This window comes from Pseudomonas sp. P5_152 (assembly GCF_033989915.1).
Classification (GTDB): Bacteria; Pseudomonadota; Gammaproteobacteria; order Pseudomonadales; family Pseudomonadaceae; genus Aquipseudomonas.
On record NZ_JASFAH010000002.1, the window covers coordinates 2,905,085 to 2,919,173 of the forward strand.

A 14,089-nucleotide genomic window follows, 5' to 3' on the forward strand; every position below is an offset into this window, starting at 1 on the left:
GACGAGCGAGGGCTCTGCAGCGCACGCTGCGACGAGCTGCAGCGCTTTGTCGCACGCCTCGTTTGGGAGCTCCCGCTGCACTGCGCTACAATCGCGCGCCTTTGTTGCCTGTGGGCTTTAATTCATTCAAGCAGGTCCGCCGAACCCCGGGGTTCGCTAGCGACCTGCATCGCGAGGTACCGCCATGGTGCACAGCATGACCGCCTTTGCCCGCGTCGAAAAAGCCGGCAGCCAGGGCACCCTGAGCTGGGAGTTGCGCTCGGTCAACAGCCGCTATCTGGAACCGCACCTGCGCCTGCCAGAGTCCTTCCGCGACCTCGAAGGCAACGTGCGCGAGGCTCTGCGCCAGGGCCTGTCGCGAGGCAAGCTCGAATGCACCCTGCGTTTTACCGAAGAAACCGCCGGCAAGGCGCTGCAGGTTGACCGCGAGCGCGCCGCGCAACTGATCGCCGCCGCCGAAACCATTGCCAGCCTGATCAGCAATCCCGCGGCACTCAACCCGCTGGAAGTGCTGGCCTGGCCGGGAGTCCTGGTGGCCGATGCCAGCGACCCGCAAGCGCTGAATGCCGAGGCGCTGGCGCTGTTCAACCAGGGCCTCAAGGAGCTCAAGGCTGGCCGCGAGCGCGAAGGCGCGGAGTTGGCGCGACTGATCAGCGAGCGCCTGAGCGCCATTGAAGAAGACGTCGTGACCCTGCGCGAACTGGTCCCGCAGATGCTCGCCACCCAACGCCAGAAAGTCCTCGACCGCTTTGTCGACATGCAGGCCGAACTCGACCCGCAGCGCCTGGAGCAGGAAATGGTCATGCTCGCGCAAAAAAGCGACGTCGCCGAGGAACTGGACCGCCTGAGCACCCACATCATTGAAGTTCGCCGCGTCCTCAAGTCCGGCGGCGCCGCCGGCCGGCGCCTGGACTTCCTGATGCAGGAGCTCAACCGTGAAGCCAACACCCTGGGCTCCAAAGCTTTCGACCCGCGCAGCACCCAGGCTGCGGTCAACCTCAAAGTGTTGATCGAGCAAATGCGCGAACAAGTGCAGAACATTGAGTAAGGCAACCCCGACATGACCCACAGCACCGGCACCCTGTACATCATTTCCGCCCCCTCGGGCGCAGGCAAGAGCAGCCTGGTCAAGGCCCTGACGGACGCCGACCAGCGGATCCGCGTCTCGGTCTCCCACACCACCCGCGCCATGCGCCCCGGTGAAGAGAACGGGGTGAACTATCACTTCGTCGAGCGCAGCGAGTTCGTGAAGATGATCGAGCACGGCGATTTCCTCGAGCGCGCCGAGGTGTTCGGCAACCTCTACGGCACCTCGCAAAGCCACCTGCAGCAGACCCTGGACGAAGGCCATGACCTGATCCTGGAAATCGACTGGCAAGGCGCCGAGCAAGTGCGCAAATTGATGCCGCAGGCCCGCTCGATCTTCATCCTGCCGCCGTCCCTGCAGGCATTGCACCAGCGCCTGACCAATCGCGGCCAGGACAGCGACGAGATCATTGACGGCCGGATGCGCGAAGCCGTCAGCGAAATGAGCCACTACGTCGACTATGACTACCTGATCATCAACGACGATTTCGCCCACGCCTTGCACGATTTGCAGGCGATCTTTCGCGCCAATCAGCTGCATCAGAAGCGCCAGCAGCAGCTTCACGGCAAACTTCTGGCCGAATTGCTCGGTTAAACAGCACTTCCCAAAACCGCTGCAAGGGCTTTACATTGGCACTTGCAGCGCGTTGAAGAGCTTGGTTAAAAAATCAGCGCTTCCCTAATCGCTGGTGATTTTTTAAACTGTTGAGTCCGCTCGCCCAACCGGGCAGCGCGCATATTGCATTCGCTCCGAGGAATACCATGGCCCGCGTAACCGTTGAAGACTGCCTAGAACACGTGGAAAACCGCTTTGAGCTGGTCATGCTCTCTACCAAGCGTGCCCGTCAACTGGCCACCGGCGGCAAAGAGCCACTGGTCCAGTGGGAAAACGACAAGCCTACCGTTGTCGCCCTGCGTGAAATCGCCGAAGGCCTGATGAGCTACGAGTTCATCGCCAATGCTGAAATCGTCGAAGACGAACCGCTGTTCGCAGCGTTCGAGGACGAGTCCAACGAGGCCGTCTAAGCCTATGCCTGGTCGACGTAGCACGGCGCGGGATCACAGCCATCGGCAGGAGTCATCATGCCGAGCATAGACGCCCTCGCCGATCGCTTATCGACCTACCTCGGCAATGACCAGGTCAACCTGGTCCGCCGAGCGTATTTCTACGCCGAACAAGCCCACGACGGCCAACGCCGCCGCAGTGGCGAGGCGTATGTCACGCATCCTCTTGCCGTGGCCAATATTCTTGCCGACATGCACATGGACCATCAGAGCCTGATGGCGGCAATGCTGCATGACGTGATCGAAGACACCGGTATTGCCAAGGAAGCGCTGCAAGCGCAGTTCGGCGAAACCGTGGCCGAATTGGTCGATGGGGTCAGCAAACTGACCCAGATGAATTTCGAGACCAAGGCTGAGGCCCAAGCGGAAAACTTCCAGAAAATGGCCATGGCCATGGCGCGCGACATTCGCGTGATCCTGGTCAAGCTGGCCGACCGCCTGCACAACATGCGTACGCTGGAAGTGCTGTCCGGTGAAAAACGCCGGCGCATCGCCAAGGAAACCCTGGAAATCTATGCCCCCATCGCCAACCGGCTGGGCATGCACGCCATCCGCATAGAGTTCGAAGACCTCGGCTTCAAGGCCATGCACCCAATGCGTTCCGCGCGGATCAACCAGGCCGTTAAACGCGCCCGGGGCAACCGCAAGGAAATCGTCAACAAGATCGAAGAGTCCTTGAGCCACTGCCTGGCCATCGATGAAATCCAGGGCGAAGTCAGCGGCCGGCAGAAACACCTCTACGGCATCTACAAAAAAATGCGCGGCAAACGTCGGGCCTTCAACGAGATCATGGACGTCTACGCGTTCCGGATCATCGTCGACAAGGTCGATACCTGCTACCGCGTGCTAGGTGCTGTACATAATTTGTACAAACCACTGCCGGGGCGCTTCAAGGATTACATCGCAATCCCCAAGGCCAACGGCTACCAGTCGCTGCACACCACGCTGTTCGGCATGCACGGCGTACCGATCGAGATCCAGATCCGTACCCGTGAAATGGAAGAGATGGCCAACAATGGCATCGCCGCGCACTGGCTGTACAAGTCCAGTGGCGACGAGCAGCCAAAAGGCACCCATGCCCGCGCCCGCCAGTGGGTCAAGGGCGTGCTGGAAATGCAGCAACGCGCCGGCAACTCGCTGGAATTCATTGAAAGCGTGAAGATCGACCTGTTCCCGGACGAGGTCTACGTATTCACGCCCAAAGGCCGGATCATGGAGCTGCCCAAAGGCTCCACGGCGGTCGACTTCGCCTACGCGGTGCACACCGACGTCGGCAACAGCTGCATCGCCTGCCGGATCAACCGCCGCCTGGCACCGCTGTCCGAGCCCCTGCAAAGCGGCTCCACGGTCGAGATCGTCAGCGCCCCGGGCGCTCGACCGAATCCGGCGTGGCTCAACTTTGTAGTCACCGGCAAGGCACGCACCCACATCCGCCATGCCCTGAAACTGCAACGCCGTTCCGAATCCATCAGTCTCGGCGAACGCCTGCTGAACAAGGTGCTCAACGGCTTTGACAGCTCGCTGGAAAAAATCCCGGCCGAGCGGGTCAAGGCCATGCTCGCCGAGTACCGCCTCGAACTGATCGAAGACCTGCTCGAAGACATCGGCCTGGGCAATCGCATGGCCTATGTCGTGGCCCGCCGCCTGCTGGGCGAAGGCGAACAACTGCCCAGCCCGGAAGGTCCGCTGGCGATCCGCGGCACCGAAGGCCTGGTGCTCAGCTACGCCAAGTGCTGCACGCCGATTCCGGGCGACCCGATCGTCGGCCACCTGTCCGCGGGCAAAGGCATGGTCGTGCACCTGGACAACTGCCGCAACATCAGCGAAATCCGCCACAACCCGGAAAAATGCATCCAGTTGTCTTGGGCCAAGGATGTCACCGGCGAATTCAACGTCGAGCTGCGCGTCGAACTGGAACACCAGCGCGGCCTGATCGCCCTGTTGGCCAGCAGCGTCAATGCCGCCGACGGCAACATCGAGAAAATCAGCATGGACGAACGCGATGGTCGCATCAGCGTGGTTCAACTGGTGGTCAGCGTACACGACCGCGTGCACCTGGCCCGCGTGATCAAGAAACTGCGCGCCCTGACCGGGGTGATCCGCATCACCCGCATGCGTGCATAGCTCGCTAACGTAGCCAAGCCATTACAAGGAGTCATCAATGACCAAGACAGTTATCACCAGCGACAAGGCCCCAGCCGCTATCGGCACTTATTCCCAGGCGATCAAGGCCGGCAACACCGTCTACATGTCCGGCCAGATCCCGCTCGACCCAAAAACCATGGAACTGGTTGAAGGCTTCGAAGCCCAGACCGTCCAGGTGTTCGAGAACCTGAAGGCCGTAGCAGAAGCTGCCGGCGGTTCCTTCAAGGACATCGTCAAGCTGAACATCTTCCTCACCGACCTGAGCCACTTCGCCAAGGTCAACGAGATCATGGGCAAGTACTTCGACCAGCCTTACCCTGCCCGCGCCGCCATCGGCGTGGCTGCCCTGCCAAAGGGCTCCCAGGTTGAAATGGACGCCATTCTGGTAATCGAGTAACACGCGCGGCGTTACCTGACAGGTAACGCCGACCCCGCTCCCAAAGGATTTCCTCATGCGCAAAGCGCTAGCTCTCTCGTTGCTTGCGGTGCTGCTCGGCGGCTGTGCCAGTGACCCTGCCGACCGCGACATCAGCGGCACCTGGATCAACCAGGCGGCTATCGATGCCGCAGCCAAGGGCGTTCCGCTGCGTGAAGCCCTGCAAGCCAATGGCCCGAACCTGGAATGGGACGTCAACACCAAGGCCAGCCAGGCGCGCTACACCAATGGCTTTGAAAACATCGAAGGCAAGATCCTCGGCGAACAATCCGGCACCTGGAAGATCGAGGTGTACGGCAGCTCCGGCAGCGAGTTGAAACGCGATGGCAAACAACTGCAACAAGCGGCCAACGACAATGAGCCGGAGCAGACGTTTGACCTGCCCAAGGAAGCCGTTCCCGTAGGCGCCCCGCTGGGTGCCAGCTTTGAGCGCGCACTTTATTCGGCCTACCTGGGCGGTGGCTGGAAGATCGTCAACGGCCCTGGAGAAGGCAATACTGTGCAGTTCCAGGCCGACGGCTCAGTGCAGGGTTTGCCGGGTGCCGATCGCTACGCCTTGTGCCTGGCCGGTGATTGCGCGTCGATGAGCGGTGGCAATGACACCATCTGGCTGCAACTCAACGAGCAGGGCAACCCATGGATCTTTACCCGCAAGGGCGATGACATGGAGATTTTCCAGGCGGTCAACGGCGCACAGGCCGATGAAAAACCGTCGTTCTCCCCTGGCACCCGCCAGTGGACCCTGGAAAAGCAGTAAGCCGCCAGGAAACGGTGGGAGCGAGCCTGCTCGCGATGAACTCAGGGCTAACGCATGGACTCAGGCAGCGCGCGTAGTCGATGACGTGCATCGCGCGCAGCCGCAATCCCGCCCGGCTCGCTCCGGCCTCAGGCCTTGCCCGCCAGAATCGCTGCATAGCCCTCGCGATAAGTCGGATACCGGGGCTTCCAGCCCAACGCCTTCGCCCGCGCATTACTGCAACGCTTGCTGCCGGTACGCCGCACGCTGGCGTCTTCGGCCCACTCCGTCACTCCCAGGTATTCGCGCAGCCACATCACCACCTCGGCCAGCGGGGCGGGTGCATCGTCGACGCCAATGTAGCAATCGTCCAGCGCCACACCCTGATGGTTGGCATCGAGCAGGAACGCCAGCAACCCGGCCGCATCGTCGGCGTGAATCCGGTTGCCATACAACGGCGGGTCCACGGCCACACGATAGCCACGACGCACCTGGGTCAACAGCCACTCGCGGCCCGGACCGTAAATTCCGGTCAAGCGCACCACGCTGGCCGGGATGCCGCTGCCCAGTGCTATCTGCTCGGCCTCCAGCATCACCCGCCCGGAATACGCCGAAGCCTTGGCCGGAGCGGCTTCATCGACCCAACCACCGTCCTGCTGCTCGTAGACACTGCTGCTGGAGACAAACAGCAAACGCTCGGGCACCTGGCCGTAGTCGTCCAGCCAGCCCAGCACATGCTGCAGGCCCTGCACATAGGCCGCGCGATAGCCCGCCTCGTCGTGATCGGTGGCTGCCGCGCAATACACCAGGTAGTCCACAGCTCCGACAGGCCAGGTCTCTGGGCAATCTTCGTTGAACAGATCACCGGCGACCCCGATCACCCCAGCCGGCAAGTTGGCAATGGTGCGACGCAACCCATAGACCTGCCAGCCTTTTGCCAGCATTTGCTCAGCCAGACGGCCGCCGACATCACCACAACCGGCGATCAATACACTAGGCGCGGACATCAATTCACTCCCCTGATAAAGGCACAGACTAGCCTCGACAATGGACGAGCGGCTAGTAATAGAAGAAAAAAAGAGACGCTATTACTTCTGTTAACAAGAATTAATTGCAATAATGCCCGCCACTTTGTTCTCGGCCCCACGAGGCCTGGAAGGACATTAACCCTCTTTTTCTCTCAGGTCCGGCCAGCATGACACGCAATCCACTCTCCGCTTCGCCAACCACACCCGTCCGCCCGTTGCGCGCCTTGAGCGCCGTAGCCGCACTGGTGTTCAGTCTCCTGCTGGCCCCCACCGCAGCGTTCGCCGATGAGCCAACCTCCGCCACCGCGCCAGCCGCAGCAGTAGCACCTGCACCGGCCGCTGACGCCGACCACGCAGCGCCAACCGTGACGCCGGTCGCTACCGACCCGGCACTGGCTAGCGACGCACCTACCGCTGACGAGCCTGAAGTCCTGGAAGCCGACAACACCTTGGGCATGGCCCATGACCTGTCGCCGTGGGGCATGTACCAGAACGCCGACATTATCGTGAAGATCGTGATGGTCGGCCTGGCCATCGCCTCGGTCATCACCTGGACCATCTGGATCGCCAAGGGCTTCGAGCTGATGGCTGCCAAGCGTCGCCTGCGCAGTGAAATCACTCACCTGAAAAAGGCCACCACCCTCAAGGAAGCCAGCGCTACCGCCACCAAGGCCGGGACCCTGGCCAACCTGCTGGTCCATGACGCCCTGGAAGAGATGCGCCTGTCGGCCAACAGCCGTGAAAAGGAAGGCATCAAGGAACGTGTCAGCTTCCGCCTGGAGCGCCTGGTCGCGGCCTGCGGTCGCAACATGAGCAATGGCACCGGCGTGCTGGCCACCATCGGCTCCACCGCTCCCTTCGTCGGCCTGTTCGGCACCGTGTGGGGCATCATGAACAGCTTCATTGGCATCGCCAAGACCCAGACCACCAACCTCGCCGTGGTCGCCCCCGGCATCGCCGAAGCCCTGCTGGCAACCGCGCTGGGCCTGGTGGCGGCGATTCCTGCCGTGGTCATCTACAACGTCTTCGCCCGCTCCATCGCCGGCTACAAGGCTCAGGTCTCCGACGCCTCCGCTGAAGTCCTGCTGCTGGTCAGCCGCGACCTCGATCACCTGCCAAGCGAGCGCTCCTCGCAGCCGCATATGGTCAAAGTAGGGTAATCAGCCATGGGCTTGCATTTGAAGGAAGGCGCGAGCGACGACCTCGCCGAGAACCACGAAATCAACGTTACGCCGTTCATCGACGTAATGCTGGTGCTGTTGATCATCTTCATGGTGGCGGCCCCGCTGGCCACCGTGGACATCAAGGTTGACCTGCCCGCCTCCAGCGCCAAGCCGGCGCCGCGACCGGAGAAACCGGTGTTCCTCAGCGTCAAGGCCGACCAACGGCTGTACCTGGGCGAAGACGAAGTCAAGACCGAGACCCTCGGCGCGACCCTTGATGCTCGCACCCAGGGCAAGAAGGACACCACCATCTTCTTCCAGGCCGACAAAGGCGTGGACTATGGCGACCTGATGCACGTAATGGATGCCCTGCGGGCAGCCGGTTACCTGAAGGTCGGCCTGGTCGGACTTGAGACGGCAGCCAAAAAATGATCACGACGCGCCAAAAGCTGACGCGTTACAGCGCTAGCCTGGCGGTGGTGCTCGGCGTCCACGCGGTCGCGGTAATCCTCGCGCTCAACTGGAAGTCCTCGCCCCCCGTCCCGCTGCCGCCCATGGCGATGCTGGTCGAGTTGGCGCCGGTTCCGGCGCCACCGCAACCGGCACCGCCCAAGGTCGTAACGCCACCCCAACCGCCGACACCGGTAGAAGAACTGCCGCTGCCGAAACTGGCCGAAGCGCCAAAACCGACGATCTCGGTGCCCAAGCCAAAACCCAAGCCCAAGCCTCAGCCGCCTAAACCGGTAGAGAAAAAGCCTGAGCCGGTGAAGGAAAAACCTTCGGAAACGCCACCGTCCGAGGCCCAGCCAAGCAACGTACCGCCCGCCAAATCGGCACAGCCCATCCCCGGCCCAACGGCAGCACAAAATGCCGCCAAGGCCAGTTGGCAAGGCACACTGCTGGCGCACCTGCAGAAGTACAAGAAGTACCCGCCGGGCGCCCAGGCACGCGGCAAGGAAGGCCTGAACCGCTTGCGGTTTGTGGTCGATGCCGAAGGCAAGGTGTTGTCCTATGAGCTGGTTGGACGCTCCGGCAACGCCGATCTGGACCGGGCCACCCTGGAAATGATCCGCCGCGCCCAGCCCCTGCCCAAGCCACCGGCCGATATGCTCAACAACGGCTCGATCGAAATCGTCGCACCGTTTGTGTACTCGCTGGAGAAGAAGCGTCGTTAAGCAACACAATGCCCTACAAGGAAGGCACCGAAAGGTGCCTTCTGCATATCCGGCAACGGCAAAGATGCATTGCCCAGTGTCACTCCACACACTCAGTCTGATAACGTGCGTCTATCGATTGCAGCCGGTATGCTTGGCCCGCAACTTCACGGACGCCCGCTATGACCCTCACAGAATTACGCTACATCGTTACCCTCGCCCAAGAACAGCATTTCGGCCACGCGGCTGAACGCTGCCACGTCAGTCAGCCGACCCTGTCGGTGGGCGTGAAAAAGCTTGAAGACGAACTCGGTGTGCTGATTTTCGAGCGCAGCAAAAGCGCGGTGCGCCTGACTCCGGTCGGCGAAGGCATCGTCGCCCAGGCCCAGAAGGTCCTGGAGCAGGCCCAAGGCATCCGTGAACTGGCCCAGGCCGGCAAGAACCAACTGACCGCGCCGCTCAAGGTCGGCGCGATCTACACCGTCGGCCCGTACCTGTTCCCGCACCTGATTCCACAACTGCACCGGGTCGCCCCGCAGATGCCGTTGTACATCGAAGAGAACTTCACCCACGTGCTGCGTGACAAACTGCGCAACGGCGAGCTGGACGCGATCATCATCGCCCTGCCGTTCAACGAAGCCGACGTGCTGACCCTGCAACTCTACGACGAGCCGTTCTACGTCCTGATGCCGGCCCAGCACCCCTGGACCCAGAAAGACACCATCGACGCCAGCCTGCTCAACGACAAGAGCCTGTTGCTGCTCGGTGAAGGTCACTGCTTCCGCGACCAGGTCCTCGAAGCCTGCCCGACCCTGGCCAAGGGCAACGACGGTGCCAAGCACACCACGGTCGAATCCAGCTCGCTGGAAACCATCCGCCACATGGTGGCCTCGGGCTTGGGCATCTCGATCCTGCCGCTGTCGGCCGTCGACAGTCACCACTACGCCCCCGGCGTGATCGAAGTACGTCCGCTGACCCCACCGGTGCCGTTCCGCACCGTGGCCATCGCCTGGCGCGCCAGCTTCCCGCGGCCCAAAGCGATCGAAATCCTCGCCGACTCGATCCGCCTCTGCTCGGTGGCCAAGCCGGCCACGGCTGCGGGTTAAGCGTTCGCCATGACGGAGCTGTCGCAAGTGTCGGTCACGGCACTCAAGGGTGTCGGCGAAGCCATGGCCGAAAAACTCGCCAAGGTCGGCCTGGAGAACCTCCAGGACGTACTGTTCCACCTGCCGCTGCGCTATCAAGACCGCACCCGGGTGGTGCCCATCGGTCATTTGCGGCCCGGGCAGGATGCTGTGATCGAAGGCACCGTCAGCGGCGCCGACGTGGTCATGGGCCGGCGCCGCAGCCTGGTAGTACGCCTGCAGGACGGCACCGGCGGCTTGAGCCTGCGTTTCTACCATTTCAGCAACGCGCAAAAGGAAGGCCTGAAACGCGGTACCCGCGTGCGCTGCTACGGCGAAGCGCGGCCCGGCGCATCGGGCCTGGAGATCTACCACCCGGAGTACCGCGCCATCACCGGCGACGAACCGCCGCCGGTAGATGAAACCCTGACCCCGGTCTACCCGCTCACCGAAGGCCTGACCCAACAGCGTTTGCGCCAACTGTGCCAGCAAACCCTGACCCTGCTCGGCCCCAGCAGCCTGCCGGACTGGTTGCCCAGCGAACTGGCGCGTGACTACCAACTGGCGCCGCTGGACGACGCGATCCGCTACCTGCATCACCCACCCGCCGATGCCGATGTCGACGAACTCGCCCTGGGCCACCACTGGGCGCAACATCGCCTGGCATTCGAAGAGTTGCTGACCCATCAGTTGTCGCAACAACGCCTGCGCGAAAGCATGCGTTCGCTACGCGCGCCGGCCATGCCCAAAGCCAGCCGATTGCCGGCCCAGTACCTGGCCAACCTGGGCTTCCCGCCGACCGGCGCGCAGCAACGGGTGGGCAATGAAATCGCCTACGACATGAGCCAGCACGAGCCCATGCTGCGGCTGATCCAGGGCGATGTCGGCGCCGGCAAGACCGTAGTCGCCGCCCTCGCCGCCCTGCAAGCGCTGGAGGCTGGCTACCAGGTGGCACTGATGGCGCCCACCGAGATTCTCGCCGAACAACACTTCATCACCTTCAAGCGCTGGCTCGAGCCCCTGGGCCTGGAAGTCGCCTGGCTGGCCGGCAAGCTCAAGGGCAAGAACCGTGTCGCCGCCCTCGAACAGATCGCCAGCGGCACGCCAATGGTGGTCGGCACCCACGCACTGTTTCAGGATGAAGTGCAGTTCAAGAACCTGGCGCTGGTGATCATCGACGAACAACACCGCTTCGGCGTCCAGCAACGCCTGGCGCTGCGCCAGAAAGGCGTGGGCGGGCGGATGTGTCCACACCAGTTGATCATGACCGCCACGCCGATTCCACGCACCCTGGCCATGAGCGCCTACGCCGACCTCGACACCTCGATCCTCGATGAACTGCCGCCCGGGCGCACCCCGGTCAATACCGTGCTGGTCACCGACACGCGCCGCGTCGAAGTCATCGAGCGCGTGCGCGGGGCTTGTGCCGAAGGGCGCCAGGCGTATTGGGTGTGCACCCTGATCGAGGAATCGGAAGAACTCACCTGCCAGGCCGCCGAGACCACCTTTGCCGACCTCACCGCCGCCCTCGGCGAATTGAAGGTGGGGCTGATCCACGGCCGCATGAAGCCTGCGGAAAAGGCCGCGGTGATGGCCGAGTTCAAGGCCGGGGCCCTGCAACTGCTGGTGGCCACCACGGTGATCGAAGTCGGGGTCGACGTGCCCAATGCCAGCTTGATGATCATCGAAAACCCGGAGCGCCTGGGCCTGGCGCAATTGCACCAACTGCGTGGCCGGGTGGGCCGAGGCAGCGCCGCCAGCCACTGTGTGCTGCTCTACCACCCACCGCTGTCGCAGATCGGCCGGCAACGCCTAGGCATCATGCGCGAAACCAACGACGGATTTGTGATCGCCGAAAAGGACCTTGAGCTGCGTGGCCCCGGCGAAATGCTTGGCACTCGCCAGACCGGCCTGCTGCAATTCAAGGTCGCCGACCTGATGCGCGACGCCGACCTGTTACCCGCGGTGCGCGACGCGGCCCAGGCGCTGCTGGAACGTTGGCCGCACCATGTCAGCCCGTTGCTGGATCGCTGGCTACGCCATGGTCAACAATACGGCCAGGTGTAACGTGTCGCCTGGCTTGGCCAGCAAGGGCACCCGCAAGCTGGTTATACTCTCGAAATTGTAGGGATCGGATCCAGACCATGACTGAAGTTGCTCTCGCTGGCGAAACCCCGCACACGCCGTCGGTTATCCGGCTATTGCTCGGCAAGCTAGGCATCGGCTACACCGAAGTGCTTGAACACCCAGGCCTGAATGCCGAGCGCAAGGTCCAGGCAGTGCTGCTCGACGACGCCATCGGTGCGCTCATGGTGCTGTTCCCGCAGAGCCAGTTGCTGGACCTCAATCGCCTGGCCGAACTCACCGGTCGCCGCCTCACCGCAGTGCCGCAGGACCGCCTGGAGCGCATGCTTGGCAAGCACAACCTGAGCCTGCTGCCCGGCCTGCCGGCCCTCACCAGCTCTCCGTGCCTGTACGAACAAAGCCTGCTCGACCAGCCACTGCTGCTGATCAATTCCGGCGAGCCAGGCATGCTCCTGGAAATCCGCGGCGAAGACTTCAAGAGCATGCTCACCCAGGCCAGCGCCGCAAATTTTGGCGAGCCGCTGAGCCGCATCCGGCCGAACCTCGACCGCCCGGGAGATGACCGCGAGGAAATCACCCAGGCCGTCCAGGCCTTCACCGCGCGCCGCATCCAGCAACGCCTGGAAGCGACCATCGAGATTCCACCCCTGGCCGGTTCCGCACAGAAAATCATCAAGCTGCGGGTCGACCCCAATGCCACCATCGACGACATCACCGGCGTCGTCGAAACCGATCCGGCACTCGCCGCCCAGGTCGTGAGCTGGGCGGCATCGCCGTACTACGCGTCACCGGGCAAGATCCGCTCGGTGGAAGACGCAATTGTCCGCGTACTGGGCTTTGACCTGGTGATCAACCTGGCGCTGGGCCTGGCCCTGGGGAAAACCCTGAGCCTGCCCAAGGATCACCCACAACAGGCCACGCCGTACTGGCAGCAGTCGATCTACACCGCCGCCGTCATCGAAGGCCTGACCCGGGCCATGCCGCGGGCCCAACGCCCGGAAGCCGGCCTGACCTACCTGGCGGGCCTGCTGCACAACTTTGGCTACCTGCTGTTGGCCCATGTCTTCCCGCCACACTTCTCGCTGATCTGCCGTCACCTGGAGGTCAACCCGCACCTGTGCCACACCTATATCGAGCAGCATTTGCTGGGGATCAGCCGGGAACAGATCGGCGCCTGGCTGATGCGCCACTGGGACATGCCCGACGAACTGGCCACCGCCCTGCGCTTCCAGCACGACCCAAGCTACGACGGCGAATTCGCCGAGTATGCCAACCTGGTGTGCCTGGCCGTACGCCTGCTACGTAGCCGAGGCGTCGGTTCCGGCCCGGACACCAACATCCCCGACGCCCTGCTCGAGCGCCTGGGCCTGACCCGCGACAAAGCCGAGGAAGCGGTCAGCAAGGTGCTGGATGCCGAAGTGCTGTTGCGCGAACTGGCGTCGCAGTTCTCCCACACCTAGGCACTACGCTGCCCGGCGCCAGCGTCGGCCTCACGCCTTAGGCTTGGCCTTGCGCGGTTTCAGATACTTGGTCAGCCCCTGGAACCACATCACCAGCGCCGGGTTGCCCTTGATCTGGATCGACTTGTCCTGGATCCCGGTCATGAATGCCAGTTGCTTGTTCTTCGCCTGCATCGTGGCGAAACCGTAGGCTGCGTCCTTGAAAGCGATGGCGAAGGCCGGCTCGGCATACAGCCCGGACTTGCTGGTGATGCGCTGGTCTTTGACCACGAAATGCCGTGCCACCTTGCCGTCCTGCGTCTGCAACTGGAACACCAGGTCCTTGTCGGCCAACTGCTGCTGAAAAGCCGGGTTGGTCCGGCTGGCCTTGCGCATCAGCAAGCCCAGCATCCACAGGAGAAAACGAAATTTCATGCTCAAGCCCCAGAAGAAAAAAGTGAACGCCGGGGCAGTTTAACGAGTTCAAACTGGAACGCCACTGTTACCTATCGTTGTCGGGAGATGAGCTGCTTTTTACGTAAGATGACTACCAAGTCACCGTCAACGATTCAAACCAAAGACTTCCGCTGGCCAGTTTTTGCCCGCAGCCAGCCCAAGTCAGCGGCCA

At 62.7% G+C, this 14,089-nt stretch carries 14 protein-coding genes; 12 read left to right on the forward strand and 2 right to left on the reverse strand.

Annotated elements, in window-relative coordinates; all coding sequences use genetic code 11:
• Positions 1-184: 184 nt before the first annotated feature.
• The 6 genes from QMK50_RS13370 to QMK50_RS13395 all read left to right on the forward strand — a co-directional run bounded on the left by QMK50_RS13370 (position 185) and on the right by QMK50_RS13395 (position 5,489).
• The gene (locus QMK50_RS13370; RefSeq protein WP_320333272.1) at positions 185-1,048 is read left to right on the forward strand and encodes a YicC/YloC family endoribonuclease; all 864 of its coding nucleotides are present in this window, start codon (positions 185-187) and stop codon (positions 1,046-1,048) included.
• 12 nt (positions 1,049-1,060) lie between these two features.
• Entirely contained in the window at positions 1,061-1,681 is a 621-nt protein-coding gene (gene gmk, locus QMK50_RS13375) for a guanylate kinase (protein ID WP_095164889.1), read from the forward strand.
• A gap of 167 nt (positions 1,682-1,848) precedes the next feature.
• Entirely contained in the window at positions 1,849-2,112 is a 264-nt protein-coding gene (gene rpoZ, locus QMK50_RS13380) for a DNA-directed RNA polymerase subunit omega (RefSeq protein WP_003177259.1), read from the forward strand.
• Between the two features lie 57 nt (positions 2,113-2,169).
• Positions 2,170-4,275 (forward strand): bifunctional GTP diphosphokinase/guanosine-3',5'-bis pyrophosphate 3'-pyrophosphohydrolase, encoded by a 2,106-nt coding sequence (gene spoT / locus QMK50_RS13385; protein WP_095164892.1) that lies wholly within the window; start codon positions 2,170-2,172, stop codon positions 4,273-4,275.
• Between the two features lie 37 nt (positions 4,276-4,312).
• A complete protein-coding gene (locus QMK50_RS13390; RefSeq protein WP_003229509.1) occupies positions 4,313-4,693 on the forward strand; it encodes a RidA family protein in 381 nt (126 codons plus the stop codon).
• Between the two features lie 55 nt (positions 4,694-4,748).
• Complete coding sequence (locus tag QMK50_RS13395) at positions 4,749-5,489, forward strand: hypothetical protein (RefSeq protein WP_095164894.1); 741 nt, start codon at positions 4,749-4,751, stop codon at positions 5,487-5,489.
• 128 nt (positions 5,490-5,617) lie between these two features.
• Here the strand turns inward: QMK50_RS13395 and QMK50_RS13400 are convergent, their stop codons facing one another.
• Positions 5,618-6,475, reverse strand: coding sequence for an SDR family oxidoreductase (locus QMK50_RS13400; RefSeq protein WP_320333273.1), 858 nt, complete (start codon positions 6,473-6,475; stop codon positions 5,618-5,620).
• Positions 6,476-6,663: 188 nt separating this feature from the next.
• Here QMK50_RS13400 and exbB point away from each other — a divergent pair, with 188 nt between their 5' ends.
• From exbB to QMK50_RS13430, 6 genes are all read left to right on the forward strand, one after another.
• Complete coding sequence (gene exbB, locus QMK50_RS13405; protein WP_320333274.1) at positions 6,664-7,656, forward strand: tonB-system energizer ExbB; 993 nt, start codon at positions 6,664-6,666, stop codon at positions 7,654-7,656.
• Between the two features lie 6 nt (positions 7,657-7,662).
• Complete coding sequence (gene exbD, locus QMK50_RS13410) at positions 7,663-8,091, forward strand: TonB system transport protein ExbD (protein WP_095164900.1); 429 nt, start codon at positions 7,663-7,665, stop codon at positions 8,089-8,091.
• Positions 8,088-8,834: an energy transducer TonB gene (locus QMK50_RS13415; RefSeq protein ID WP_320333275.1), complete on the forward strand. Its 747-nt coding sequence runs from the start codon at positions 8,088-8,090 to the stop codon at positions 8,832-8,834. Before exbD ends, QMK50_RS13415 begins: the two co-directional genes overlap by 4 nt.
• A gap of 161 nt (positions 8,835-8,995) precedes the next feature.
• The gene (locus tag QMK50_RS13420) at positions 8,996-9,919 is read left to right on the forward strand and encodes a hydrogen peroxide-inducible genes activator (RefSeq protein ID WP_095164903.1); all 924 of its coding nucleotides are present in this window, start codon (positions 8,996-8,998) and stop codon (positions 9,917-9,919) included.
• A gap of 9 nt (positions 9,920-9,928) precedes the next feature.
• A complete protein-coding gene (recG, locus tag QMK50_RS13425; protein ID WP_095164905.1) occupies positions 9,929-12,004 on the forward strand; it encodes an ATP-dependent DNA helicase RecG in 2,076 nt (691 codons plus the stop codon).
• 77 nt (positions 12,005-12,081) lie between these two features.
• Positions 12,082-13,482, forward strand: a complete 1,401-nt coding sequence (locus QMK50_RS13430) for an aminoacyl-tRNA deacylase and HDOD domain-containing protein (RefSeq protein WP_095164907.1) — start codon at positions 12,082-12,084, stop codon at positions 13,480-13,482.
• Between the two features lie 30 nt (positions 13,483-13,512).
• Here QMK50_RS13430 and QMK50_RS13435 read toward each other — a convergent pair whose 3' ends face one another.
• Entirely contained in the window at positions 13,513-13,896 is a 384-nt protein-coding gene (locus tag QMK50_RS13435; protein ID WP_095164909.1) for an SCP2 sterol-binding domain-containing protein, read from the reverse strand.
• Positions 13,897-14,089: the final 193 nt, after the last annotated feature.